Below are 24,667 nucleotides of genomic sequence, written 5' to 3' on the forward strand. Positions count from 1 at the left end.
ACACACCCTGCACCCATTCATGCAAAATCAACGTGTCCCCGCGCTCATAATTACGATCTTTTTTCCGAAACTCTGCGCGTTTCTTTCCTTCCAGTACAAGGTCGAAATATTTTGCGTGCAGCTTTACCTCGTGAATTTTTGCCATCATGTCCACTCCATTACTGTTGAGAATCCCGGCCACTCATCAGCGACCGGATACGTGAATTTTTTCCCGTCATAATTTACGGTTGCTCCACGCGCCAGCGCCTCAAGTTCCCATCGCTGAGGCCTGATACCGTTCTGAGCAAGGTCAACGCGGATACGGGTGATCTGCAATCGTTCAGACCTGGTCAGTCTGGCAGATGGTGCAATTTCATGCGGTTTTAACGGGCTTCCGTTTCTTTGCTGACGGTTTGGCGTTCTCATGTCGTATTTTAATGCGCCCCTGAGCGCCCTCACGACCTCCGGTTCATTCCATTCAATAACACCGTCATCAACCAGATTAAGCACTGCTGCGGCGTGCTCAGAAGGTGTGGGAGCCGGTAACGAAGTATCACCACCGGTGAGCTTTCCACAGTTATTGACAGGACTCCGAGGCGCGGCGATGCCGCTTTTTAAAGTCAGAGGCTCAACGACCGGAACTTTCGGCACAATGCGCCAGTCCGTCGTTCTGGTGATATGAATATGACGCGCGCCGAGATGCGGCGCGTAAATGCCGACCACTCTCTCGACTTCTTCCTCGTACTCGTTAACTTCATCCGACGGACTACGGGCGACCCTGACAGTCTGACAATCGCGCGGGACATTTGCCCCACCCTGCGCGCTGATATACAACGCAAAATCACCACTGTCTGCGGCGGCGCGTGCAGCCTCGACGCGCTCGTCAAACTCATCAGCAATGCTGACGCCGCGAGGCAATTTGCGTAGTTCACGGTAAGCCCCCATTGTCGGCAGACCAACCGTTTTAAATTGTGGGATGCGCCACGTTGACGCCCATGCGGTAACAGCCGCAGCAGTGTCTTTCAGCGGTCTGCCGGTATCGTTATCGAGCTGACCATCCAGTGCATAGCCATCGATGTTTTTTGAGATGTATTTCGCGATATACCCCGCAGCACCGCCCTGGTTAAGGTGTTTTGCCTGAAAACGGTTTCGCGCGGCTCCTCTTTCGTCGCCATCCTCTTTGAGCGCATAGCGACGCATGATTTCGATAATCTGGTTACGCTGGCGTGGATTACAAAAAAGCATCATATGCCAGTGCGGCGTTCCGTCGTGGTGTGGCTCGACGACACGCAAACCGTAGACCTGTAAATCATTATCTTTGAATGCCGTGCGCATCAGGCTCCAGATATGGCAGAGATAACGCTGCGCATCCTTTGGATTAAATGCCTCATCGTTCCAGCCGTGATTTAGCTGGACGGTTTTACTTTCGCCTTTTCCGACCTGACGTGTCGGGTGATACTTTGAAGGCGCGGTAAGCGTGATAAACATCCCCACATCACCCTCTGCGGCGGCGTAACGCTCAATACCGGCAATGGTGTTCATCAGCTCCATCCGGCGAATTTCAGGATTAGAAATACTGCCCATCACCTTACTGATAAGGTCGATGCGCTCGCCGGTTTCCCTGTTTTCAAGGTCACACGATTTAAGAAATTCCAGATTTGCCTGGCGGCGTGCACGCACATCACGAATGGCATGTTTACTGGCATAAGGAGAACGGTCTTTATTCACCTCCCCGACAGCAATCAGTAACGCCTCATGCCAGCGCATACGCTGGCCTTTGAGCTGATGAGTCCACCACTCATCGTTAAACAGACGGGCAATGGCAGAATATGCCTGCCTCGTGGTCATCTGTCCTTTACGGTATTTTTTCCAGTAAAGCGGGGAAATATTGAAAGCACGTGCAGCGCCAGCAACATGACCATAGAGGTGAGCCTGCGCCTCATCCGTAAACAGCGATTCTTTTTCGCCATGTGCATCCACCCAGGCATCGCTGAGTTCCTCATACATCATGAAAAGCTGCGATGAGATACGGGCGGCAAACTTTTTCAGCTCCTTGTCATTCATTCCCGGCAGGCGCGCATAGTGGTCACGCTCTGCCAGAAACAGCAACGACGCGTCGGTGTTCATTTCATGGCGCTGATTCACACGCTCAATGCGCGGCCATAAACGACGCTGAAAAGTGGATGTGAGGAAATAAAACCCGTGCACCGGGCTTTTATTGCGCCGGATGTAGTCATAGCGTGAAGTAAACAGCGAGCGCAAAAAGTAAGGCAGGCGGTTAATCGTGGATAAAACACCTTGCATCTGACGCATCTCGTCACGTGTAAGGGGTCTTTCGCGCCCGACGGCCTCGCGTGGCGCGTTCCATGCATAAGCACCGGTAAACATCTTACCGGTGCCTGCGGCAAATGCTGACGGAGGGACAAAACGCCCGGAGGCTTTAACGGCCATATGAGCCAAAAGCCTCTGAACAACGCTTGCTGAGTTGCTCAACCTGCACGTTTAAATCAGCAAAAGACTTTGCGCTTCCGGTCAGAATATCGTGATGCATCAGGCCTGAAACGAGCTGGCTTAATTTCGGGTAATAACCAACCACCGCCAGCCATTCCTGACCGGCGTTTTTACCGCTTTCCGCTCTCTTTTTCTCGTGGAGAATAAACTGAAAGCTGTCACTGGTAACGACATAACGTTCGCCAATTTCAATACGAATACTCATGCCGTTCTCCGGTAATGTTTGTTTTTTGCTTCAAAGACTGACTGACAGGAAACACAACGCGTGGCTGACGGGTAAGCCGCACGACGGGCAGCAGGTATTGGCGCGTCACACTCTTCGCAAACCAGCGCAGAAGCACCGCAATGTTTTACCCTTGCCGCGTTAATCTGGCGCTCCAGTAATTCAGCCTGTTGTTCCTGAATAAAATCTACGTTGTCCGGCATTACCAGTTCCTTTTGTCGTTCAGTTTTTTAAATTCATCAGCGCAATAGCTGGCGATTTCTGTCGTTAATTTCGTCAGTTCATCCACGGAGGAAATTTGCTTGTGAAATACAGCGCGTTTAACAAGTAAATTGACCACATCAGACAGGAGGTTTAATTCACTCTGATAAATCGCGATAACAGATTCAGTTATTTCGCGTTTTTCTTTATCAAGACCAAGTTGAATAAGAGACAAATCGCCATTTTTCATAACGGCGATTTTTAAGGCGTTATTCAGTAATACAACTGCACGAGAACAGAACATCAAAGCACCTCCCCGCGAGACAATCCGATATTGTGAAATTTTTCCGACTCCTGACTGAGCAGCTCGACTATCTCCACGCGGGATAACTCCGCCTTTGTGATGTGGCGAATCATGGCATCAAGATGAGAAGAAAAGCGCGTCGCAGCGTCGGCCTGTGCTTCGGTTCTGGCCTGTTGCAGCAGTAATGCGTATATACCGCACTGATTTTCAGAAACTGTATGCATAACTTTCTCCAGGCAAAAAGAAGCCCCGCACAATTAAGTGCGTTAAAAACTCTGGTTAATTACTTAATGCAGATATTGCTCCGGTTTTACCGACGTCAGAATTGTCGGTGCATACTCAAACAGACTGAATAATTCACGTAATGCACGGAATAAAGCATCACGCCAGTAACATGACTCTTCATTAATTCGCCAGTATGGCTGGTTGAATTCTTTTTCAGTCAATCCGGCATGCATAAATAAAGTACGACGCTGACTGACTGTTAAAAAACTAATATATGCATACTCACTTGCGCCAACCTGACGGCGTTTTGAGAATGCACCACGCAATTCATCAATTGCACATACCAGTCGTTCACGTTCGACGTCGTTCATTTCTTCAAAACACATCGTTGCGTGACGCTGTTTTAACTGAGCATGGAAGCAAACCGTTAACCGTTCGCGCTCCATCATCTGATTATAATAATCACATGTATCCTGCCAGCGAGGAACGGCAAGATGCTTACCAATTATCCGGCGCATAGCTGCTGGCTGTTTTTCAACGAGATTGAGCGTCATCACTGTCATTTCCATACCCTCCGGCTTTTCAGAAAGGTCAGAGCCTTTTTTAACGGACTCTGTTTTTTGGTGCGGATAATGATTCCCTTACGCCCCTTACCGTGGGTGATGGTGAAGTCAATCGCCCTGGGGCTTTCGTTACGCAGTAACTGAGCAATACAACGAGGCTCATTCATACGGTTCTCCTTAACGTGGTTCACCGAGACCTAACCACATCAACCAGCCGTCACGAATCTCTTTAGGGCGGCTTTCATAAGCCAGTTTTAGTCCGTTATTCCATGCCGGAAGGTATACCCAATATTCACCTGCACGACCTGAAGCTGATTGTGGATCGGTCATATCAATTACAGGCAGCTTTCCTTTATCGATCATCCGACGAACCGCTCCTGTCGATTTTCCTATTAGTTTTGCGAACTCCTGATAAGGAATCGCATCAGTCATGAGTGTTACTTGCTTGCTCATGTCGTCCTCTAGCCCTCATGAATTGCGTTTAATGTCTTATAATGCCTTTTAGTGCCCACATCCAAGCACTAAACAATCTACATCTAAACTAAATACTATTGAGATCTAAACACCATGTCAAACACGATAAGCGAGAAGATAGTCTTAATGCGAAAATCAGAGTATTTGAGCAGACAACAACTTGCTGATTTAACAGGGGTTCCGTATGGCACGCTGAGTTACTATGAAAGTGGTCGTTCAACACCTCCAACAGATGTCATGATGAACATCCTGCAGACCCCACAATTCACCAAATACACTTTATGGTTCATGACCAATCAGATCGCTCCTGAGTCCGGGCAAATTGCGCCCGCTCTCGCACACTTTGGGCAAAACGAAACAACGTCGCCCCACTCCGGTCAAAAGACTGGTTAACAATTCATCGTGAATATATTCATCACAAGTGCCTACTATTGGTGGCTAAATTTCAGCCACCACGAAAAAAGCGATTAGTAGTCGCAAAAAAACACACCACTCGGAGGGTTTTCTGATGGCAATCAAAAAACTCGATGATGGTCGATATGAAGTGGACATCCGCCCTACTGGACGTAATGGAAAACGCATCCGTAGGAAGTTTGATAAGAAAAGCGAAGCTGTCGCTTTCGAGAAATACACGTTGTACAACCACCACAATAAAGAATGGCTATCAAAACCAACAGACAAGCGACGTCTGTCGGAGCTGACACAGATCTGGTGGGATTTAAAGGGTAAACACGAAGAGCATGGGAAATCTAATCTTGGAAAAATTGAAATCTTCACAAAAATAACGAATGACCCATGCGCATTTCAAATTACGAAATCGCTTATCAGCCAGTACTGCGCCACCCGAAGAAGTCAGGGTATTAAACCTTCGAGTATCAATCGTGATTTAACATGTATTAGCGGCATGTTTACAGCCCTGATTGAAGCGGAGTTATTCTTTGGTGAGCACCCTATCAGAGGGACAAAAAGGCTTAAGGAGGAAAAACCAGAAACAGGCTATCTAACACAGGAAGAAATTGCCTTACTGCTTGCAGCACTTGACGGCGACAATAAAAAGATTGCGATTCTTTGCCTGAGTACAGGAGCACGTTGGGGAGAAGCAGCTCGTTTGAAAGCAGAAAATATCATCCATAACCGCGTCACGTTTGTTAAAACGAAAACAAACAAACCACGCACCGTCCCGATCTCAGAGGCTGTTGCCAAAATGATCGCGGATAACAAACGAGGTTTTTTATTCCCTGATGCTGATTACCCTCGCTTCAGACGAACAATGAAAGCAATAAAACCGGATTTGCCAATGGGGCAAGCCACACATGCACTAAGGCACAGCTTTGCCACTCATTTCATGATTAATGGAGGAAGTATTATCACGCTACAACGGATACTAGGTCACACGCGGATTGAGCAAACTATGGTTTACGCTCATTTTGCGCCAGAGTACCTTCAGGACGCCATTTCTCTTAATCCGCTAAGAGGTGGTACTGAGGCCGAGAGTGTCCACACAGTGTCCACAGTAGAGTAACGTTTAAGGGCTTTCAGTGGTAATTTATGCCGCTCAAACCCGCATTGTACCGTTGAAAGCCCCTACTGGTGACACCCTAAATCTCCCTTACACGGGCTTATTTTTTTGTACCACGACTTTCATCCTGTTCTGACACCGCCTTTTCTTTTCTGCTCTACACTATCTACAGACCAATCATAAAGGCATACGACCATGGCAGATTTCCCCGCCAGCTTACTGATTCTTAACGGCAAAAGTACTGACAATGAAACATTACGCGAAGCAATTATGCTGCTGCGTGAGGAAGGAATGACTATCCATGTGCGGGTTACCTGGGAGAAAGGTGATGCTGCGCGTTTTGTTGAGGAAGCCCGCCAGCTTGGCGTGGCAACGGTGATTGCCGGCGGTGGCGATGGCACTATTAATGAAGTCTCCACGGCGTTGATTCAGTGTGAGGGCAATGAAATTCCTGCTTTGGGAATATTGCCGCTAGGTACAGCGAACGATTTTGCCACCAGTGTGGGTATTCCTGAGGCGCTGGATAAGGCACTTAAACTGGCAATTGCTGGTAACGCTATTGCAATTGATATGGCACAGGTCAACAAACAAACCTGTTTTATCAACATGGCAACGGGCGGATTTGGAACACGCATCACCACCGAAACGCCAGAGAAATTAAAAGCCGCGCTGGGTGGCGTCTCTTACATCATTCACGGCTTAATGCGCATGGATACGCTGCAACCGGATCGCTGTGAAATCCGTGGTGAAAATTTTCACTGGCAAGGCGATGCGCTGGTTATTGGTATTGGCAACGGGCGTCAGGCTGGTGGCGGTCAACAACTGTGCCCAAATGCGCTGATCAATGATGGTTTGTTACAACTGCGTATTTTCACCGGCGATGAAATTCTTCCAGCTCTCTTTTCAACCTTAAAACCTGACGAAGAAAATCCGAATATTATTGAAGGCGCTTCGGCATGGTTCGAAATACAAGCGCCTCATGAAATCACCTTTAATCTTGATGGAGAACCGTTAAGCGGGCAACGTTTTCATATCGAAATACTTCCGGCAGCATTGCGTTGCCGGCTACCACCAGATTGCCCGTTATTGCGTTAAACAAATTATTCTCTCTTGCATTAAGGAGAATCAGTTATGCCGGATGCGGTGTAAACACCTTATCCGGCCTACAAACTGAACAGATGAATACTACACTGTAATTAATTTCACCCGTGTATTCTGCAATGCCAGTTTATCCACCTCTGACACGGCATCATCAGTAATAATAATGTCAATTTTTTCGATTGGCAGTACCTGATTAAATCCACGGCGGTTAAATTTCGTTGAGTCCAGTACCGCAACCACTTTATTTGCTGCGGTGACCATAGCACTGCTAATCGAATAACCTTCATTAAAGGTGGTAATGCCATTAACCGCATCGATACCGTCCGCACCAACAAACATTAAATCGGCATTGATATCCTGCAATGAACGCTCGGCAATGGAACCATGCATCGAGCGCGTTTTATGGCGTACCGTGCCACCACAAACCACAAGCGTAATATCTTTATTTTCGGAAAGGGCAAATGCCGCAGGGAGACTGTTGGTAATCACCGTGATATTTTTGGCGGTCATTAATCCTTCGGCGATAAGCATTGTCGTACTTCCGCTGTCGAGAATAACGGTCATCCCTTCGTGGATCATTTTTACTGCTGCCTGTGCAATTCTGTTTTTAGGCGCACTGGCGAGCTGAAAGCGATCTTTAAATCCTACTTCCTGTGTCTCGGTTTCGCTATTGCCGGACATTATTTTCGCCGCACCGCCATGAAAGCGCGTGACCACGCCTTTTTGTTCGAGAAAGCGCAAATCGGCACGGATTGTCGCTTCCGAGGCAGCAAATATTCCCGCCAGATCCTGAACAAGCACGGTCCCCTGTTCATTCACTAATTGGATGATCTTATTCCTTCGCTCGAATGAATTCATCGTCATTTACCCATATTCAATTGCGCATAGTGTAAACGAAGGGGGACCATTGGTGAATGATCTGTTTTGCACAACGCCGGGCCAGCATCACGCTGGCCCACGGTTTCAGGGAATGAGTAACACCTTACCCGGCATGGTATTGCGAGCGATGTCACGCACCGCCTGGGCGAAGCTTTCAAAGCTCCCACGGTGAGCGATTAATGGCTCCAGACATAACTTACGCTCTGCCAGCAAGCGGCTCGCTGTTTCCCACTCCTGCCCCGGCCACGGGCTGGAGTAGTTCATCCAACTGCCGATAACCGTCAGCTCTTTACGCAATATTTTGCCAAATGTCGCCGACGTTAAATGCAGATCCTGATGCAACGTGCCCACCAGCGCCAGTTGTGCATGAGGTCCGGCAATCTCTACCGCCAGTTCGACGGTCTGCGGTACGCCAGCCGTCTCAAGGATAAGCTGATTAAAGCGCAGTTCGCGTAAAACAGCCTGCATTTGTGGCGCACTCATTTCGCTGCTGTTAAATGTTTGCGTGGCACCGAAGGATTTTGCCAGTGCCAGTTTTTCTGGGCTAATGTCGATAGCCGTCACACTCTTCGCCCCCAGCGCACTGGCGCACTGGATCGCCAGCAGGCCGATGGTTCCGGCACCAATAATAATGACGTTTTTATTTTCACAGCCTTGCGCTAAATGGAAAGCGTGCAGGCCGACGGTAATTGGCTCTATAAAGGCACCATCCTGAATCGGCATTTCCTCTGGTAGTGCAAAGACATTTTTTCGATTCACCACAATATATTCTGCCAATCCCCCGTTGCGTCGTGATCCAATAAAATCATATTTCGCACACTGGGAATAAAACCCTTTCAGACATTCCGGACATTTAAAACAGGGTAATAACGGCACACAAGCGACCGCATCGCCAGTTTGTAAATCATTTACCCCACTCCCCACGGCATCAACAAAACCACTGAATTCATGTCCCAATGTTATGGGGTAATAATGTGCGCCATTTTTAAATATCCGAGGCAAATCGGAACCACATAATCCTGAACTGGCAATTTTAATCCGCACATCATCCTGATGACAAATTTCGGGTAACTTATGTTCTTCCACGCGGACAATACCATCAGTATCATTAACAACTGATTTCATAAAAACTCCTGAGTGATAAAGGGGGATATTCTCCCCCTTGGATATAATTTATTGTGCGACAGCAGCTTTCTCTTTGTTAATAACACCGCGCGCCCGACGCCAGGTCATAAAAATACCGGTGAGATAAATAGCGCCGATAATAATGAAACCGGGGATATTCTGCGGGGAGAAAACCTGAATCAGTAACCAGGTAATCGGTGAACCGCCCTGATCCATCGAAGCCACCATGCCTCCGGCTTTTAACGCGCCCGCATTGGCAGCCAGTTGGGTATGCAGGCCAATAGTTTGCGTCGCAATCCACAGGGTGATGCTCATAATGATGACGCCAGAGATCAGGGTGCGGAACAGGTTTCCACGATGCACCGCGACCGCCATCGCCACAAAGAAGCCGATGGTGGCAAGGTCGCCAAACGGCAGCACCTGATTACCCGGCACACAAACGGCAATCAAAATAGTGAGCGGGATAAAAATCAGGCTTGCCGACACCACAGCCGTATGCCCCAGCAGCAACGCCGGATCAAGCCCAATCAAAAACTCCTGACCGCCGAACTTCGCCTGTAAACGGCTACGCGCCTGCTTCGCGATGGGCGTTAAACCATCCATGATAGGTTTGATCACCCGTGGCATCAGCAGCATCACCGCCGCCGTTTTTACCGCCAGTTGCAATACGCCTTTGACATCGTAACCGGCAAGAATGCCGATAATCAGTCCCATCACAAAACCCACGGTGACCAGTTCGCCAAAAGGGCCAAATTTGCGCTGAATATCGTCGGCGCTAAATTTAATCCGGTTAATACCAGGGATTTTTTCGATAATGGCATCGACCAGCACCGCAATCGGCCCCATATACGCCGATGTGCCGTGCGGAATGGCAATGCCTTCCAGCTCAAAGAAATCACGGGTATCGCGGGCAAACCAGTCGCCCAACTTATAAACAAACGCTGCGTGAACCACCACTCCCGCGATGCCAATCAGCCATGAACCTGTCGCCAGGTGCAGCAACGCTCCGGTGAAGGTCATATGCCAGATATTCCAGATATCGACATTCACTACCCGCGTCATACGCGTGAGCAGCATTGCCACGTTAACCAGAATTGCAATTGGAATAGCCACCAGCGCAATTTGCGACGCCCAGGTCATTGGAGATGATCCCGGCCAGCCGACATCGACCACATGCAGATTTAAGTCGAAATTTTCCGCCATCGCTTTCGCCGCCGGGCCAATGGAATCCAGCATTAAGCCAATCACCAGACCGATGCCAACAAAGCCAATCCCGATATGCAGACCCGCTTTAAAGCAATCGCCTGCTTTCATGCCTAATATTTTTGAAAAAATAATAATGACAATCGGCAACATGACCGTAGGGCCAAGGTCGAGAATATAACGCATGACTTCTGAAAACATAGGTCACCCCTGTAAGATAGTCAGAATTTTATTTTGTAATGCTTCGATCCCTACACCAGAAACAAAAGGCATACCGTGAACTAACGGAATATCACCAAAACTGCGGTCAACTTTGGCAGTCGTACAAATCAGATGTACACCATCCATATAAGTTTCTATTTCATTAACCCGACACTGGATTAATTCAACAGGGATATTATGGCTCTGACATAACTCTTTAATCTCTTCCGCCGCCATCGTAGAAGTCGCAACCGCGCCTCCGCAAGCGACAATAATCTTGCGTTTCATAAACAGTCCTTTTTATTAGTACAGAGGGATTTTATTCATTTGAATCTAAAACAGATGTTTTGAAATATTCCATTAATTGCACTTCTGGAATGTTGATAAGCGTTTCGACCACATCGGGTTGTTGCAGCTTGCCAAATAAACAACGTAAAAGTTTCAGTTGCTGCTGTGGATTTTCTACAATCAGGGCGATGATTAATGAAACCGCCACTTCATTATCATCATCTGCTTGCTGAAAATTGATTTTATCCGCGAGTCTTAACAGATAAATGGCTGACGTTTTTGCATGAATCGCCTCGCAGTGCGGTATTGCAATGGCGTGCTGTTCCAGCATAATCCCGGTGGGGAATTCCGCTTCTCTGGCAATTAATGCCTGCGGCCAGGAGTCATGAACAACGCCTTGTGCGACCATTTCGTTGCCAATATGGGTGAGTGCTTCGCGGCGATTAGCAAAAAAAATATCGCTACGAACAAATAGCTTTGTCATATTACATCCTTATTATTTTGCACAACCATAACGATAGGCGCGCAGAACATCAAAAATTTTATCCATAATAAGCTGATGTGGTATCGCCTTGAGTTCCTCACTCTGGATGCGTTCAAATTGTTTTGGCAAATACTGACTAATTATACCCAGTGGAATTTCGACACCGTCAAGGTTCGCCATCATCATCTCGACGCTATTTTTAATTCGACTATGCGGCCAGTAATAACGAATACGATCAGAAAGGCTATAACGAATATCCAGCAAAGAATCGTTAAATCCAGCACGGTAATATTTTTTCCAGTATTGCGGTTCGTCGAGCATGACTTCTTCAATCACGTCAAGACAACTGCTGCGATTTTCCGGCGCGATAAGTTCCTGCTCAATTTGTGCCAGCGCAAATATCGCCTCGCGTAAAGCAAAGGTTAATGCTGGCCCTACTTTCAAAATTGCAAAGTGATCGCGTACTAATTCCCGATACGCCGTCTGGGTCTGGTAATCGGTGGAATGTGCTTCATAGACCATTTTGCTGTTTTCTATCCATTGCGCCAGCGCCTGCGCTTCTTGCGGCTGATAATGGATAATATTGCTGTGATCAAATTCAACGCCAGGCTGTACCACTATCGCAATCACGCGCGTTAACGCCTCTGTCAGGCCACGGGCAATAAACGCTTTTTGATGTGTACGTAAAGTATTGGCGGCATCTTCTACCCTTGTGATGTGCACCGACTGAATGGCGCTGGCCTCACCGCCCGGAACCGGAACTTCGGTGCCAATCACATAAGTCAGTTGTTCACGCTGGCAATCCGTCGCCACGCTTTCCGCTGCGTGGCAAAGTACAGCGGCACGTTCAGCAACCGTTTCTGGCGCTAAAGGTACAGGGTCGCCCGCACAGGACATTGACGCATCAAGATGAATTTTACTGAAACCGGCACGAACATATGCCTTTACCAGCTCGACGGATTTTTCCATCGCTGCATCCGCACGTTCTTGCTGCCAGCAGTTTGGCCCCAGATGGTCGCCGCCGAGAATAATGCGCTCGCGCGCAAACCCAACTCTATCAGCAATCGCAAAAACAAATTCGCGAAAGTCTGCCGGTGTCATTCCGGTATAACCGCCAAATTGATTGACCTGGTTTGACGTTGCTTCAATCAGCACTTTGCGTGTGCTGCTGAGATCGAAAGCCAGCGCCGCTTCAATAACCAACGGATGCGCCGAACAGACAGAACATATGCCGATATGTTCACCGGCTTTATGCCGGGCAATTAACGTTTTCATGGTTTTTCCTTGTTAAATGGCAGATGCGTTATGCCCTGCCCTCGCAGCCACAATCGGCAATCACTTTGCTCACCACATCGCACATTGCCAATTTGGCCGACTGCAAATAATTTCGGGGATCGGTCGCCTCTGGATGTTCCGTCAGATAACGTTTTAACGCCTGCGAGAAGGCATTTTTCAGCTCCGTCGCGACATTGATTTTGCAAATACCCAGGTTGATTGTTTGGCGAATGTCCGCAGAAGACAGTCCCGACGCACCATGCAGTACCAGCGGTAGCGCAACCTGCTGACGTATGGCCTCAAGGCGGGAGAAATCCAGCGCCGGGGCACTGGCATACATACCGTGAGCGGTGCCGATGGCGACCGCCAGGGAATCAATTCCCGTCGCTTGCGTAAATTCGCGGGCTTGTGATGGATTGGTATATAAAGCATCGGCGTCATTGACTTGCACATCGTCTTCCTGACCGCCAAGTTGCCCCAGTTCAGCTTCGACGCTGACATCAAAGCGATGGCAAAAATCCACCACTTCTTTGACTCGTGCAATGTTCTGCGTATAAGGCAAATGCGAGGCGTCAATCATCACCGAGCGCACACCGAAGCGCACTTTCTGCGCGATATCTTCAAACTTTGTGTGATGGTCAAGGTGAATCGCCAGCGGATGGTGATACTGCTTCGCCATCGCGCTAACCAGCGCCAGCAAGTTTTCTGTTCCGGCATGGTTAAACGTGCCGGGCGTTCCGGCGATGATGACCGGCGCATTCAGGCTAGCTGCGGTTTCCACCACTACCTGCATCGTTTCGAGATTGTGAATATTGAATGCCGGAACCGCGTAGCCGCCGCGTTGCGCGTTGTTCAGCATCTGCTTTGTCGATACCACGTACATTTTCACATCCTGTCGTTTGCTTTCGATTTCAAAATATAATGAAATTATTTGTTTTTAAATGTCGAGATAATGATCACAAAAACGACAAAATGAAAATAAATCCAGCAATGACAGACAAAAAAACGGCCTCCCAAGAGGGAAGCCGTAGCAAAGTGCGCGTGGTTTTATGCCGGATGCGGCGTGAACGCCTTATCCGACCTACGGGGTAGTGCTGTGTAGGCATGATAAGACGCTTCAGCGTCGCATCAGGCACAGGTTGTCGGATGCGGCGTGAACGCCTTATCCGACCTACGGGGCAGTGCTGTTCGTATGAAGCGTATCAGGCGATAGTAATTTTGCTATCGAGATAAACGTCCTGCACGACGTTAATCAGTTTCACGCCGTCGGTCATCGATTTCTTAAACGCTTTACGACCAAGGATCAGCCCCATTCCGCCTGCACGTTTGTTGATAACCGCAGTACGCACCGCATCGCTAAGGTCAGTTTCACCGCCCGCAGCGCCGCCGGAGTTAATCAACCCTGCGCGCCCCATATAACAGTTAGCTAACTGATAACGCACCAGATCAATCGGGTTTTCGCTGGTCAACTTGCTGTAAACACGGTCGTCGGTGTAACCGTAATTAATCGCTTTATAGCCGCCGTTATTTTCCGCCATTTTCTGTTTGACGATGTCCGCGCCAATGGTCGCCGCCAGATGGTTCGCCTGGCCGGTCAGGTCGGCGGAAACATGGTAATCAACGCCCTCTTTCTTAAAGGCAGAATTACGCAGATACGCCCACAGCACTGTCACCATGCCCAGTTCATGCGCACGTTCAAAGGCCGCAGAAATTTCTTCAATCTGGCGACGTGACTCCTCCGAGCCAAAATAGATGGTCGCACCAACCGCCACCGCCCCCATGTTGAACGCCTGCTCTACGCTGGCATACAGCGTTTGATCGTAGGTATTCGGGTAACTTAGCGTCTCGTTATGGTTGAGTTTGACGAGGAACGGAATGCGGTGCGCGTAACGCCGCGATACCGATGCCAGCACGCCGTAAGTTGACGCCACACAGTTACAGCCCGCCTCGATCGCCAGTTCGACAATGTTTTTCGGATCAAAGTAGAGTGGGTTAGCGGCAAATGAAGCTCCGGCAGAGTGCTCGACGCCCTGATCAACCGGCAAAATGGAAAGGTATCCCGTTCCCGCCAGACGCCCGGTGTTGTACAACGTCTGCATATTACGTAACACCGCCGGCGGGCGATTATTGTCAATCATCACGCGGTCTACGTAGTCATGTCCGGGAAGATAAAGCTGGTCAGAAGGAATAGTCATACAACGATGCTGTAAAAGGTTGTCGGCATCTTTGCCAAGCAACTGCGCAATATCTGTCATTACTATGCTCCCGTAAATTCCGATTGGATATCGGCTATGGATTGTCCTGGCCCGCCTTTGCGGGCAATCATAATCCTGGTCGTTACAGGCTATTTTTTCCATTCTCAGGATGTTTTTTCAGCGTTTTCTGTTGGCTCGATTCATCAGAAAAAGTGTTACAGCGGTCAAGTTTTCACCGCAAAGGTATTTAAAAGGTATTGTTTGATGGTATTGTCAGCGCGTACCTTACATTACCTGTCATGAAGGAATTAAAAGATGAAAACAACAGCAAAGCTGTCGTTCATGATGTTTGTTGAATGGTTTATCTGGGGCGCGTGGTTTGTGCCATTGTGGTTGTGGTTAAGTAAAAGTGGTTTTAGTGCCGGAGAAATTGGCTGGTCGTATGCCTGTACCGCCATTGCGGCGATCCTGTCGCCGATTCTGGTTGGCTCCATCACAGACCGCTTTTTCTCAGCGCAAAAAGTGCTGGCTGTATTGATGTTCGCTGGCGCAGTGCTGATGTACTTCGCTGCACAGCAAACCACTTTTGCCGGGTTCTTCCCGTTACTGCTGGCCTACTCGCTAACCTATATGCCGACCATTGCGCTGACTAACAGTATCGCCTTTGCCAACGTGCCGGATGTGGAGCGTGATTTCCCGCGCATTCGGGTGATGGGCACTATCGGCTGGATTGCCTCCGGTCTGGCATGTGGATTCTTGCCGCAAATGCTGGGTTATGCCGATATTTCACCGACCAATATTCCACTGCTGATTACCGCCGCAAGTTCTGCTCTGCTCGGTGTGTTTGCGTTTTTCCTGCCCGACACGCCGCCAAAAAGCACTGGCAAAATGGACATTAAAGTCATGCTCGGCCTGGATGCGCTGCTCCTGCTACGCGATAAAAACTTCCTCGTCTTTTTCTTCTGTTCGTTCCTGTTTGCGATGCCGCTGGCATTCTATTACATCTTTGCCAACGGTTATCTGACCGAAGTCGGCATGAAAAACGCCACCGGCTGGATGACGCTCGGCCAGTTCTCTGAAATCTTCTTTATGCTGGCATTGCCGTTTTTCACCAAACGCTTTGGTATCAAAAAGGTATTATTGCTTGGTCTGGTCACTGCCGCAATTCGCTATGGCTTCTTTATTTACGGCAGTGCGGATGAATATTTCACCTACGCGTTACTGTTCCTCGGCATTTTGTTGCACGGCGTAAGTTACGATTTTTACTACGTTACTGCCTACATCTATGTCGATAAAAAAGCTCCCGTGCATATGCGTACCGCCGCGCAGGGGCTGATCACGCTCTGCTGCCAGGGCTTCGGCAGTTTGCTCGGTTATCGTCTTGGCGGCGTGATGATGGAAAAGATGTTCGCTTATCAGGAGCCGGTAAACGGCCTGACTTTCAACTGGGCTGGAATGTGGACTTTCGGCGCGGTGATGATTGCCATTATCGCCGTGCTGTTCATGATTTTTTTCCGCGAATCCGACAACGAAATTACGGCTATCAAAGTCGATGATCGCGATATTGCGTTGACACAAGAGGAAGCAAAATGAAAACAGAACGTATTCTCGGTGCTCTTTACGGGCAGGCGTTAGGGGATGCGATGGGGATGCCCTCCGAGCTTTGGCCTCGTTCCCGCGTCAAAGCACACTTTGGCTGGATTGACCGATTTCTGCCTGGACCAAAGGAGAATAACGCGGCCTGTTATTTTAACCGCGCCGAATTCACCGATGATACCTCGATGGCGCTGTGTCTGGCGGATGCGCTGTTGGAACGTGAAGGCGAGATCGACCCGGATCTGATTGGGCGTAATATTCTCGACTGGGCGCTGCGTTTCGACGCCTTCAACAAAAATGTGCTTGGCCCGACCTCAAAAATTGCGCTTAACGCCATTCGCGACGGTAAACCCGTTGTCGAACTGGAAAACAATGGCGTGACCAACGGTGCCGCGATGCGCGTCTCGCCATTGGGTTGTTTGCTTCCGGCGCGCGATGTTGATTCCTTTATTGATGATGTGGCGCTGGCGTCCAGCCCGACCCACAAATCCGATCTGGCGGTTGCAGGCGCGGTAGTCATCGCATGGGCGATTTCTCGTGCCATTGACGGAGAAAGCTGGTCAGCGATTGTCGATTCGCTGCCTTCGATTGCGCGACATGCTCAGCAAAAACACATCACTACGTTCAGCGCCTCACTGGCAGCGCGTCTGGAGATTGCGCTGAAGATTGTTCGTCACGCCAACGGCACCGAATCCGCCAGCGAACAGCTTTACCAGGTGGTTGGCGCGGGCACCAGCACTATCGAGTCCGTTCCGTGCGCCATTGCGCTGGTTGAACTGGCACAAACCGATCCTAACCGCTGCGCCGTCCTGTGCGCCAATCTTGGCGGCGACACAGACACCATCGGCGCGATGGCGACGGCGATTTGTGGCGCGTTGCATGGCGTTAATGCTATCGATCCGGCATTAAAGGCGGAGCTGGATGCGGTAAATCAGCTTGATTTCAACCGTTACGCCACGGCGCTGGCGAAGTATCGCCAACAACGGGAGGCGGTATGAGCGGCGCTCGGTTACACTCGCTGCTGCCACAATTAACGACGCGTCAGCCGGTTATGGTAATTGGCGCGGCGGTCATTGATGTGATCGCCGACGCTTACGCCCTGCCCTGGCGCGGGTGCGATATCGAACTGAAACAGCAGAGCGTAAATGTTGGCGGCTGTGCGTTGAACATTGCCGTGGCGTTAAAGCGCCTCGGTATCGAAGCGGGTAATGCCTTGCCGCTCGGTCAGGGGGTGTGGGCGGAGATTATTCGCAACCGAATGGCAAAAGAGGGATTAATCAGCCTGATCGATAACGCCGAAGGCGATAACGGCTGGTGTCTGGCGCTGGTTGAGCCGGATGGCGAACGCACTTTTATGTCGTTCAGCGGCGTGGAAAATCAGTGGAATCACCAGTGGCTGGCGCGACTAACCGTTACACCTGGTAGCCTGCTCTATTTTTCTGGTTATCAACTGGCCTCGCCCTGCGGCGAATTGTTAGTGGATTGGCTGGAGGGACTGCAAGACGTGACGCCGTTTATTGATTTTGGCCCTCGTATTGGCGATATCCCGGATGCATTACTTGCGCGCATCATGGCTTGTCGACCGCTGGTGTCGCTTAATCGCCAGGAGGCTGAAATTGCTGCCGAACGTTTTCGTTTATCCGCAGATATAACAACGACTGGCAAGCAGTGGCAGGAGAAATTTGCCGCGCCATTGGTCGTTCGTCTGGATAAAGAAGGTGCCTGGTATTTCAGCGACAACGCATCAGGCTGTGTTCCGGCATTTCCAACGCGAGTCGTTGATACGATTGGTGCAGGTGATAGCCATGCAGGTGGCGTACTTGCCGGGCTGGCATCCGGTCTGTCACTGGCAGATGCAGTGTTGCTGGGTAATGCGGTGGCGTCGTGGGTTGTCGGACATCGCGGCGGTGATTGCGCGCCAACGCGCGAGGAACTACTCCTCGCACACAAAAACATATAGATCGCTGCGACAGTGACTGATGCTGTATTCAATTGGCCGTTGCTGTTGGTCAAGCGCCACTTGCTTGATCACCAGCACCGGTATTTTGCTATCTAACTGAATATGTGACTGAAACTCGGCATCCGGCATTCGGGCGCTAACGCGGGAACGGGTACGCTTTGGAAAAATATGCTGACTGCGAAAGTAGTCATAAAGAGAAATACCGATGGCATCAACATCATGAATTAAATGCGCAGGAACCCACGACTCCTCAATCGATACCGCTTCTTCATCCACGTAGCGAATGCGCTTAAGCAAGAAGACATCACTTCCTGCTTCAACCGCCAGCTGCTGCGCGACGTCTTCGGGGCACTCTACCACTCGCTTGTTAACCCACAGCGTGTCGGGCTTTTTACCGCGCAACACCACCTGCTGCGAAAAGCCTCGCGCTTCTTTTAACGAGTATTCGAAAATGTTGTTGATCTGCGTGCCGTAACCACGCGAACGCGTCACCACACCCTCTTCTTCCAGCGCCTGCATCGCCTTGCGCACCGTAATGCGCGAAACGCCGGTTAACTGACTTAAATCGCGTTCGCCGGGCAAAATATTGCCATGCTCCAGCACCCCGCTGCGCACGGCATTTTTTACCGTTTCGGCAAACTTAATATAAAGCGGCGTGTTGTCAGCCGCTAAAATACGTTCGTTCAGTTGGGCGATAAGCTGGGTATGCGCTTGTTCCATTTGTCTTTTTCCTGCCGGGGAGTCTGGTGGGAGTATATCACTGCTTCTTATTTAAGGCGTTTCTTTAATCCCATGAACGAATGCCTGCAACTCCTCCCCCGTGCCATTAAACACATTAAAATCTACCGGACCATTAATGCCATCCACCTGTCCACGGTCGGAATGCTGCCAGAAACGCCAGGCCAGGCCGTCATTGTCCGGGCGACGTTGATAATAGTGAGCCACCCACCACGGATATTCATTGAAATATCCCGCCAGATTAGTGTGATAAAACGTCGCACCAGCATAAATAATCGGCTTTTTGCCCGTGCTCCTTTCAACCATTTTTAACCACTGACTGACCCGCTTGCGTAATTCTTTTGCTGATAATTTTCCCCGCTCTTCTACGTCCAGCACCGCAGGAAAATCATCTTGTGTAAAATCCACCGTTTGCAGAAATAATCGCGCCTGAACCGGCGCAGCTACCGACGGGGAAAAATAGTGATACGCCCCGCGCAGTAGGCCATTTTCGCGGCTTTGACGCCAGTTACGCGAAAAATAGGGATCCACCAGCTTTTCGCCTTCCGTCGCCTTAATAAAGGCAAATTGTAAGCGGATACCGTTATCGCGCATTTTTGCCACCCGCTGCCAGTCGATCCGCTCCTGCCAGCGTGAAACATCTATTCCGTGAATGGTGTAACTGGCAGGAATGCGAATAGCAAAAGATTTGACTGGGCGATAACCGTAAAAGTGAATGTAGTCTTTGATCTGAATTGCTGTGGAATAGAAAAAATTCACCGTCTGGCGGGGATAAATCGCAACGATGGAAATTAGCCCCAGAGCGCATAACAAAGCGGTGAATTTTTTGCGACTGACGATTTTTAGCTGCATTAGTTTCATCCCTGAATTTCAGCGCAAAAAAGCTGACAATAACCAAAGCAGCTATAGTACGGTGCTCACCACCAGGCGTGGAAGTGGTGAACCGGACCAATTCCGTGGCCGACTTCCAGTGAGTCTGCCTGGGCTAACGCTGCCGACAGCCAGCTTTTTGCTTCCTGAACGGTATCAGCCCAGTTTGTTTGACGCGGGCGCAACGCCGCCAGTGCCGCAGAGAGCGTACAACCGGTGCCGTGGGTGTTTTTGGTCATAATACGCGGCGCAGCAAAGCGTTGTTCGCCGTCGCGAGTAAACAGCCAGTCCGGGCTTTGTTCATCATCCAGATGACCGCCTTTCATCAGCACAGCGCCACAGCCCATCGCCAATAATTCACGTCCCTGCTCCAGCATTTCCTGTTCATTACGCGCGTGTGGCGCATCGAGCAAAGCGGCTGCTTCCGGCAAGTTCGGAGTAATTAATGAAACCTGTGGCAATAATCGACTACGCAGCGTGGCTACCGCCGAAGGTGAAAGCAGAGGGTCGCCGCTTTTCGCCAGCATGACGGTATCCAGCACCACGTTTTGGATCTGATAACGTTGCAGCCGTTCTGCCACCGCTTCAACAATATCGGTTTCCGCCAACATACCGATTTTAGTGGTGTCGATTCGCACATCGCTGAACACCGAATCGAGCTGGGCGGCGACAAAATCAGGCTCAATGCGATACACCGACTGTACGCCACGGGTATTTTGCGCCACCAGCGCGGTGATTACCGAACAGCCGTAAGCGCCAAGTGCCGAAAAAGTTTTAAGATCGGCCTGAATCCCCGCGCCGCCGCTCGGGTCAGTACCGGCTATCGTCAGAGCGTTAATCCGTTTCATGCCTGCACCTCCTGCGTCAGCTGCCAGAGCGCATCAAGGAAATGTGGGACGAAACTGCCCGGCCCTTTGCTTCTGATGACTGCGCGTTCTCCCGCTTGTTTCATCCAGTGACAGGCAGATGCGACATTTTTCAACTGATCGCCTGGTAATGCACAACAGGCAGCAACAACTGCCGATAATGCGCAGCCAGTTCCTACTACTCTGGTCATTAACGGGTCACCGCCATGAATGCCAACGGTGCGACAACCATCGGTAACATAATCCACGTCGCCAGTGACCACGACGATTGCGCCAGTTTCCCGTGCCAGTGTTTGTGCAGCGGGTATCGCATTAGCTGCGGCGTCAGTGGTATCCACTCCCCGTCCACCATTAGCAACGCCAGCTAATGCCATGATTTCCGAAGCATTACCACGTATGGCGGTTGGCTTATGAGACAGAAGTTCCAGACAAAAACGGCGGCGATAGTCGAGTGCACCAACCGCAACCGGATCAAGCGTCCAGGGCGTTTGGGAGCGTTTTGCCTGTTCTATGGCGGCACGCATCGCCTGTGCGCGTAGCTGCGTCAGTGTACCAACGTTAATCAGCAACGCACTGGCAATTGCCGCAAATTGACTGGCCTCTTCGGTTTCGATAACCATCGCTGGCGATGCGCCGAGCGCCAGTAAAGTATTGGCAGTAAAGGTTTGCACCACATCATTGGTCATGCAATGCACAAGGGGGGAATATTGGTGAAAAAGGTGTAACACGGGCGCAGATTGCGCCGGACTCAGCAGGTCGACTTGCATAATTTGCTCCTGCCATAACGTGAAGAAGCAATGACCTGGCGGTCTGTGACTTCCCTACGCTGGCATTATCCAGATCAGGTGATACGGGTATTTCTCAGCCTTCACGCAGAAGGGCACCCCGAGTCGTTTGGTTGCGATAATGAATCGCAAAGGAGGATGTTAATGTCCGGCGCGCGCGTTGTAAACGAGGAAAAACGGCAGTATTACAATAACGTTACGGAACTATTTTATATAAGAATCCAGCACCTTAAGGACAACATCCAGGTCTTCTTCACGCTTTAGTTCATCACCCTGGTGAACAATGTGTTCCGTCAGATGCCCTTTAATCACTTCCCGCATCAGACCGTTTACCGCACCACGAATGGCGGCAATCTGTTGTAGAACGGCAGCGCATTCATGCGGTTCATCGAGCATTTTCTTAAGCGCGACGACCTGTCCCTGAATCTTACTGGCGCGCGCTTTCAGTTTCTGTTTGTCGCGGATGGTATGAGACATGGCAACACCTGGTTAACAAGATAATGAAAAATCATAGCACTATTAATCTACTGGGGGGTAGTATCATGTACTGGGGGGGAGTAGAATCTCTGCATCCATTTAATACTAAGAATTATTATCATGACCGAATTTACCACTCTTCTTCAGCAAGGAAACGCCTGGTTTTTTATTCCCAGCGCCATCTTACTTGGTGCGCTTCATGGCCTGGAGCCAGGGCACTCAAAAACGATGATGGCGGCGTTTATCATCGCCATTAAAGGTACGATTAAACAGGCGGTAATGCTTGGACTGGCAGCAACCATTTCGCATGCTGCGGTAGTCTGGTTGATTGCCTTTGGCGGGATGGTGATCAGCAAACGCTTTACTGCGCAGTCGGCGGAACCGTGGCTACAGTTAATTTCTGCGGTCATCATTCTCGGCACCGCATTATGGATGTTCTGGCGCACATGGCGCGGTGAACGAAACTGGCTTGAGAATATGCACGGGCATGATCACGAGCACCACCATCATGACCATGATCACGAACATCATCACCATCACGAACATGGCGAGAATGTCGAATATCAGGACGCCCATGAGCTGGCTCACGCAAATGACATTAAACGACGCTTTGATGGCAGGGAAGTCACGAACTGGCAGATTTTACTGTTTGGCTTGACTGGCGGACTGATCCCCTGCCCTGCAGCGATAACTGTGCTGCTGATTTGTATTCAACTGAAAGCCCTCACTCTGGGAGCAACTCTGGTCGTTAGCTTCAGTATTGGCCTCGCGTTAACGCTGGTCACCGTGGGCGTTGGCGCAGCAATCAGTGTCCAGCAAGTGGCAAAACGCTGGAGCGGCTTTAACACACTCGCCAAAAAAGCCCCCTATTTTTCCAGCCTGTTAATTGGCTTAGTCGGAGTGTATATGGGCGTGCATGGCGTTATGGGCATAATCCGATAACTCAATCCTTTGGGCTTGCATGTTATCTTCAACCCAGGATGATTCTTAAATCAGCTATTTCCGCTGACTCTTCGCCCGATGAGGATGCTTTTACAGCATCCTTTCATTTACACTTTTTACGAAATCATGGGATCACTAACAAAATATCGCTTGTCGGTTATATTGTATGACAGGAAAGATATGCGACTGATTTTACTGATCCCCAACGTGGAGAGTATATGACCATAAGAAATAAGTTATTGTTGGGTGCGCTGTTGCTGGCAACCAGCGTAGCGTGGGCCGCACCGGCCACTGCGGGTTCGACCAATGCCTCTGGAATTTCAAAGTATGAGTTGAGCAGTTTCATCGCTGACTTCAAGCATTTCAAACCAGGCGATACCGTTCCAGAGATGTACCGCACCGATGAGTACAATATTAAGCAGTGGCAGTTGCGTAACCTGCCTGCGCCTGACGCCGGAACCCACTGGACCTATATGGGTGGCGCATATGTGTTGATCAACGACACTGACGGTAAAATCATTAAAGCCTACGACGGCGAAATATTTTACCATCGCTAAAAAAAGCCCCCTCATCATGAGGGGGAAATGCAGACACCTTGTTATTTTTTATTATTAGCCACTTGCTCGTCTTACTTGTTATTAGTCATATTTCACGTTGATTAATGTGGTAGCCTCCAGTGCGCCAGATTTAACTTTGTTTTTATCATAAACATAGTAACTGGCTGTTATTGGAATTGAGACCGTTGTATCTGTAATTTTTGACTTCGCCGCAATTTCCTTTAAATTTGTATATCCTGTACTACTGTCAGTGATATTTAAAAGTGTGACTGGCGAACCATTACTTTCAAGAATAAATCCTACGCCATTATCTTCCGCACCTTTCAGTATCGTGTTACTGCTGGTTAACAAGTCAGAACTTGATAAATACACCTGCATTTTCCGTGATGTTTGATTTTGTTGACCTAATAAATTTTTACAACGCAGAATAATATCCCCTTTCTTGCTATTTATTGTTGTTTTGTTACCTGTGGCTGGTAACTGTGAAACGGGAATACTCTCTAAAGTAATTAATAAATCATCAGGTTTGCAGGTCGTTGTTATCGGGTTGTATGACAATGCCAGACTAAAGGAATAGACACCTGCATTCTGTGCCAATGCATTTCTGTAGCTATTCACACATGCATCCCACGACTTTCCTCCTAACAAACACAGTAAAAATTGTACTGCGGCACTCCCACGCGTTGTTGATGAAGCACTGGATAATGTCGCGACACCATTAATCATCACTGCTCCGCCGCCCCCCGCAGAAACATTCACTTTCGCGTTACTGGCTGCCGATGTCACCGTTACTGAATAACCACTGGTGAAACTGGTCTGGTTATTTGATAATGTGATGCTGCTTTTGTTAGTCCATTCAAAATGTAAATTTAATTTGATGGTATCGTTATAAAACCCAACAATAATATCCGAAGGACTCATGGGGGTAATGGTATTCGTACTCACGCATGACGAATCATTAAAATTATGTTCATATGTCGCTGTTTGTGTTTGAGTTAGCGCAAAATCCCCCTGAACAACCAAATTATGCTGCGCTGACAACTCTCCATAACATGCCGCATAGCTCGCAGGTATAACCATCATCATGAATATAAATAACACTATGTTAATTCTCATAAAGTTACCC

At 49.4% G+C, this 24,667-nt stretch carries 31 protein-coding genes and 1 riboswitch; of the genes, 8 read left to right on the forward strand and 23 right to left on the reverse strand.

The window, feature by feature from the left end:
- From WES_RS22880 to WES_RS07810, 9 genes are all read right to left on the reverse strand, one after another.
- A partial coding sequence (locus WES_RS22880) for a DUF3850 domain-containing protein (protein WP_016235237.1) occupies positions 1-148 on the reverse strand: 148 nt, incomplete at its 3' end.
- Positions 145-2,430 (reverse strand): replication endonuclease, encoded by a 2,286-nt coding sequence (locus tag WES_RS07840; protein WP_016235238.1) that lies wholly within the window; start codon positions 2,428-2,430, stop codon positions 145-147. The genes WES_RS22880 and WES_RS07840, both read right to left, overlap by 4 nt.
- On the reverse strand, positions 2,420-2,695 hold the full coding sequence (locus tag WES_RS07835) for a DUF5405 family protein (protein WP_000027668.1): 276 nt from the start codon (positions 2,693-2,695) through the stop codon (positions 2,420-2,422). The genes WES_RS07840 and WES_RS07835 overlap by 11 nt, the downstream gene beginning before the upstream one ends.
- Positions 2,692-2,916: a TraR/DksA C4-type zinc finger protein gene (locus tag WES_RS07830; RefSeq protein ID WP_001113264.1), complete on the reverse strand. Its 225-nt coding sequence runs from the start codon at positions 2,914-2,916 to the stop codon at positions 2,692-2,694. The genes WES_RS07835 and WES_RS07830 overlap by 4 nt, the downstream gene beginning before the upstream one ends.
- Positions 2,916-3,218, reverse strand: a complete 303-nt coding sequence (locus WES_RS07825) for a DUF5405 family protein (RefSeq protein WP_015979591.1) — start codon at positions 3,216-3,218, stop codon at positions 2,916-2,918. Before WES_RS07825 ends, WES_RS07830 begins: the two co-directional genes overlap by 1 nt.
- A complete protein-coding gene (locus tag WES_RS07820; RefSeq protein WP_000557701.1) occupies positions 3,218-3,442 on the reverse strand; it encodes a DUF2732 family protein in 225 nt (74 codons plus the stop codon). The genes WES_RS07825 and WES_RS07820 overlap by 1 nt, the downstream gene beginning before the upstream one ends.
- Before the next feature lie 63 nt (positions 3,443-3,505).
- Positions 3,506-4,006 (reverse strand): hypothetical protein, encoded by a 501-nt coding sequence (locus WES_RS07815; RefSeq protein WP_000217662.1) that lies wholly within the window; start codon positions 4,004-4,006, stop codon positions 3,506-3,508.
- A complete protein-coding gene (locus WES_RS24275) occupies positions 4,003-4,173 on the reverse strand; it encodes a hypothetical protein (protein WP_001005162.1) in 171 nt (56 codons plus the stop codon). The genes WES_RS07815 and WES_RS24275 overlap by 4 nt, the downstream gene beginning before the upstream one ends.
- A 10-nt stretch (positions 4,174-4,183) precedes the next feature.
- On the reverse strand, positions 4,184-4,459 hold the full coding sequence (locus WES_RS07810) for a regulatory phage cox family protein (RefSeq protein WP_000043869.1): 276 nt from the start codon (positions 4,457-4,459) through the stop codon (positions 4,184-4,186).
- Positions 4,460-4,573: 114 nt separating this feature from the next.
- On the opposite strand from WES_RS07810, the gene WES_RS07805 reads away from it, so the two are divergent.
- The 3 genes from WES_RS07805 to yegS all read left to right on the forward strand — a co-directional run bounded on the left by WES_RS07805 (position 4,574) and on the right by yegS (position 7,094).
- Positions 4,574-4,873, forward strand: coding sequence for a helix-turn-helix domain-containing protein (locus WES_RS07805; protein ID WP_001306384.1), 300 nt, complete (start codon positions 4,574-4,576; stop codon positions 4,871-4,873).
- Between the two features lie 115 nt (positions 4,874-4,988).
- A complete protein-coding gene (locus tag WES_RS07800; RefSeq protein ID WP_000985260.1) occupies positions 4,989-6,002 on the forward strand; it encodes a site-specific integrase in 1,014 nt (337 codons plus the stop codon).
- Positions 6,003-6,194: 192 nt separating this feature from the next.
- On the forward strand, positions 6,195-7,094 hold the full coding sequence (gene yegS, locus WES_RS07795) for a lipid kinase YegS (RefSeq protein WP_000753104.1): 900 nt from the start codon (positions 6,195-6,197) through the stop codon (positions 7,092-7,094).
- 90 nt (positions 7,095-7,184) lie between these two features.
- Here yegS and WES_RS07790 read toward each other — a convergent pair whose 3' ends face one another.
- From WES_RS07790 to fbaB, 8 genes are all read right to left on the reverse strand, one after another.
- The gene (locus WES_RS07790) at positions 7,185-7,958 is read right to left on the reverse strand and encodes a DeoR/GlpR family DNA-binding transcription regulator (protein ID WP_010351518.1); all 774 of its coding nucleotides are present in this window, start codon (positions 7,956-7,958) and stop codon (positions 7,185-7,187) included.
- Positions 7,959-8,063: 105 nt separating this feature from the next.
- Positions 8,064-9,104: a galactitol-1-phosphate 5-dehydrogenase gene (gene gatD / locus WES_RS07785; RefSeq protein WP_016158573.1), complete on the reverse strand. Its 1,041-nt coding sequence runs from the start codon at positions 9,102-9,104 to the stop codon at positions 8,064-8,066.
- 48 nt (positions 9,105-9,152) lie between these two features.
- A complete protein-coding gene (locus tag WES_RS07780) occupies positions 9,153-10,508 on the reverse strand; it encodes a PTS galactitol transporter subunit IIC (protein ID WP_016158574.1) in 1,356 nt (451 codons plus the stop codon).
- Between the two features lie 3 nt (positions 10,509-10,511).
- On the reverse strand, positions 10,512-10,796 hold the full coding sequence (gene gatB, locus WES_RS07775) for a PTS galactitol transporter subunit IIB (RefSeq protein ID WP_000823282.1): 285 nt from the start codon (positions 10,794-10,796) through the stop codon (positions 10,512-10,514).
- Between the two features lie 31 nt (positions 10,797-10,827).
- Positions 10,828-11,280: a PTS galactitol transporter subunit IIA gene (gene gatA / locus WES_RS07770; RefSeq protein ID WP_016158575.1), complete on the reverse strand. Its 453-nt coding sequence runs from the start codon at positions 11,278-11,280 to the stop codon at positions 10,828-10,830.
- A 12-nt stretch (positions 11,281-11,292) separates the two neighbouring features.
- Positions 11,293-12,555 carry a tagatose-bisphosphate aldolase subunit GatZ gene (gatZ, locus tag WES_RS07765; protein ID WP_016158576.1) on the reverse strand — a complete coding sequence of 421 codons (1,263 nt, stop codon included), beginning with the start codon at positions 12,553-12,555 and terminating at the stop codon, positions 11,293-11,295.
- A 28-nt stretch (positions 12,556-12,583) separates the two neighbouring features.
- A complete protein-coding gene (locus WES_RS07760) occupies positions 12,584-13,438 on the reverse strand; it encodes a tagatose bisphosphate family class II aldolase (RefSeq protein ID WP_016158577.1) in 855 nt (284 codons plus the stop codon).
- 319 nt (positions 13,439-13,757) lie between these two features.
- Positions 13,758-14,810, reverse strand: coding sequence for a class I fructose-bisphosphate aldolase (gene fbaB / locus WES_RS07755; RefSeq protein ID WP_016158578.1), 1,053 nt, complete (start codon positions 14,808-14,810; stop codon positions 13,758-13,760).
- 255 nt (positions 14,811-15,065) lie between these two features.
- On the opposite strand from fbaB, the gene WES_RS07750 reads away from it, so the two are divergent.
- Genes WES_RS07750 through WES_RS07740 form a run of 3 tightly spaced genes read left to right on the forward strand, consistent with a single transcriptional unit; the run spans position 15,066 to position 18,306 of the window.
- Positions 15,066-16,343, forward strand: a complete 1,278-nt coding sequence (locus tag WES_RS07750; protein ID WP_016158579.1) for a nucleoside permease — start codon at positions 15,066-15,068, stop codon at positions 16,341-16,343.
- Positions 16,340-17,344 carry an ADP-ribosylglycohydrolase family protein gene (locus WES_RS07745; RefSeq protein WP_016158580.1) on the forward strand — a complete coding sequence of 335 codons (1,005 nt, stop codon included), beginning with the start codon at positions 16,340-16,342 and terminating at the stop codon, positions 17,342-17,344. Before WES_RS07750 ends, WES_RS07745 begins: the two co-directional genes overlap by 4 nt.
- Positions 17,341-18,306 carry a carbohydrate kinase family protein gene (locus WES_RS07740; protein ID WP_016158581.1) on the forward strand — a complete coding sequence of 322 codons (966 nt, stop codon included), beginning with the start codon at positions 17,341-17,343 and terminating at the stop codon, positions 18,304-18,306. The genes WES_RS07745 and WES_RS07740 overlap by 4 nt, the downstream gene beginning before the upstream one ends.
- On the opposite strand, the gene WES_RS07735 is transcribed toward WES_RS07740, so the two are convergent.
- The 5 genes from WES_RS07735 to rcnR all read right to left on the reverse strand — a co-directional run bounded on the left by WES_RS07735 (position 18,280) and on the right by rcnR (position 22,042).
- Positions 18,280-19,026 (reverse strand): GntR family transcriptional regulator, encoded by a 747-nt coding sequence (locus WES_RS07735; protein ID WP_000434024.1) that lies wholly within the window; start codon positions 19,024-19,026, stop codon positions 18,280-18,282. The genes WES_RS07740 and WES_RS07735 overlap by 27 nt on opposite strands.
- Before the next feature lie 51 nt (positions 19,027-19,077).
- On the reverse strand, positions 19,078-19,896 hold the full coding sequence (locus WES_RS07730) for a glycoside hydrolase family 25 protein (protein ID WP_016158582.1): 819 nt from the start codon (positions 19,894-19,896) through the stop codon (positions 19,078-19,080).
- Positions 19,897-19,961: 65 nt separating this feature from the next.
- Positions 19,962-20,762 (reverse strand): bifunctional hydroxymethylpyrimidine kinase/phosphomethylpyrimidine kinase, encoded by an 801-nt coding sequence (thiD, locus tag WES_RS07725; RefSeq protein ID WP_016158583.1) that lies wholly within the window; start codon positions 20,760-20,762, stop codon positions 19,962-19,964.
- Entirely contained in the window at positions 20,759-21,547 is a 789-nt protein-coding gene (gene thiM, locus WES_RS07720; protein ID WP_016158584.1) for a hydroxyethylthiazole kinase, read from the reverse strand. Before thiM ends, thiD begins: the two co-directional genes overlap by 4 nt.
- Before the next feature lie 34 nt (positions 21,548-21,581).
- Positions 21,582-21,678: riboswitch (TPP riboswitch) on the reverse strand.
- Between the two features lie 91 nt (positions 21,679-21,769).
- On the reverse strand, positions 21,770-22,042 hold the full coding sequence (gene rcnR, locus WES_RS07715; RefSeq protein ID WP_000019944.1) for a Ni(II)/Co(II)-binding transcriptional repressor RcnR: 273 nt from the start codon (positions 22,040-22,042) through the stop codon (positions 21,770-21,772).
- Positions 22,043-22,162: 120 nt separating this feature from the next.
- On the opposite strand from rcnR, the gene WES_RS07710 reads away from it, so the two are divergent.
- Together WES_RS07710 and rcnB are read left to right on the forward strand one after the other, a co-directional pair.
- Positions 22,163-22,984, forward strand: coding sequence for a nickel/cobalt efflux protein RcnA (locus WES_RS07710; protein WP_016158586.1), 822 nt, complete (start codon positions 22,163-22,165; stop codon positions 22,982-22,984).
- Positions 22,985-23,202: 218 nt separating this feature from the next.
- Positions 23,203-23,541 carry a Ni(II)/Co(II) efflux transporter accessory subunit RcnB gene (rcnB, locus tag WES_RS07705; RefSeq protein ID WP_000155512.1) on the forward strand — a complete coding sequence of 113 codons (339 nt, stop codon included), beginning with the start codon at positions 23,203-23,205 and terminating at the stop codon, positions 23,539-23,541.
- Positions 23,542-23,622: 81 nt separating this feature from the next.
- On the opposite strand, the gene WES_RS07700 is transcribed toward rcnB, so the two are convergent.
- On the reverse strand, positions 23,623-24,657 hold the full coding sequence (locus WES_RS07700) for a putative fimbrial-like adhesin protein (RefSeq protein WP_024195140.1): 1,035 nt from the start codon (positions 24,655-24,657) through the stop codon (positions 23,623-23,625).
- Positions 24,658-24,667: the final 10 nt, after the last annotated feature.

Source organism: Escherichia sp. KTE31, from assembly GCF_000407925.1.
Lineage (GTDB): Bacteria > Pseudomonadota > Gammaproteobacteria > Enterobacterales > Enterobacteriaceae > Escherichia > Escherichia ruysiae.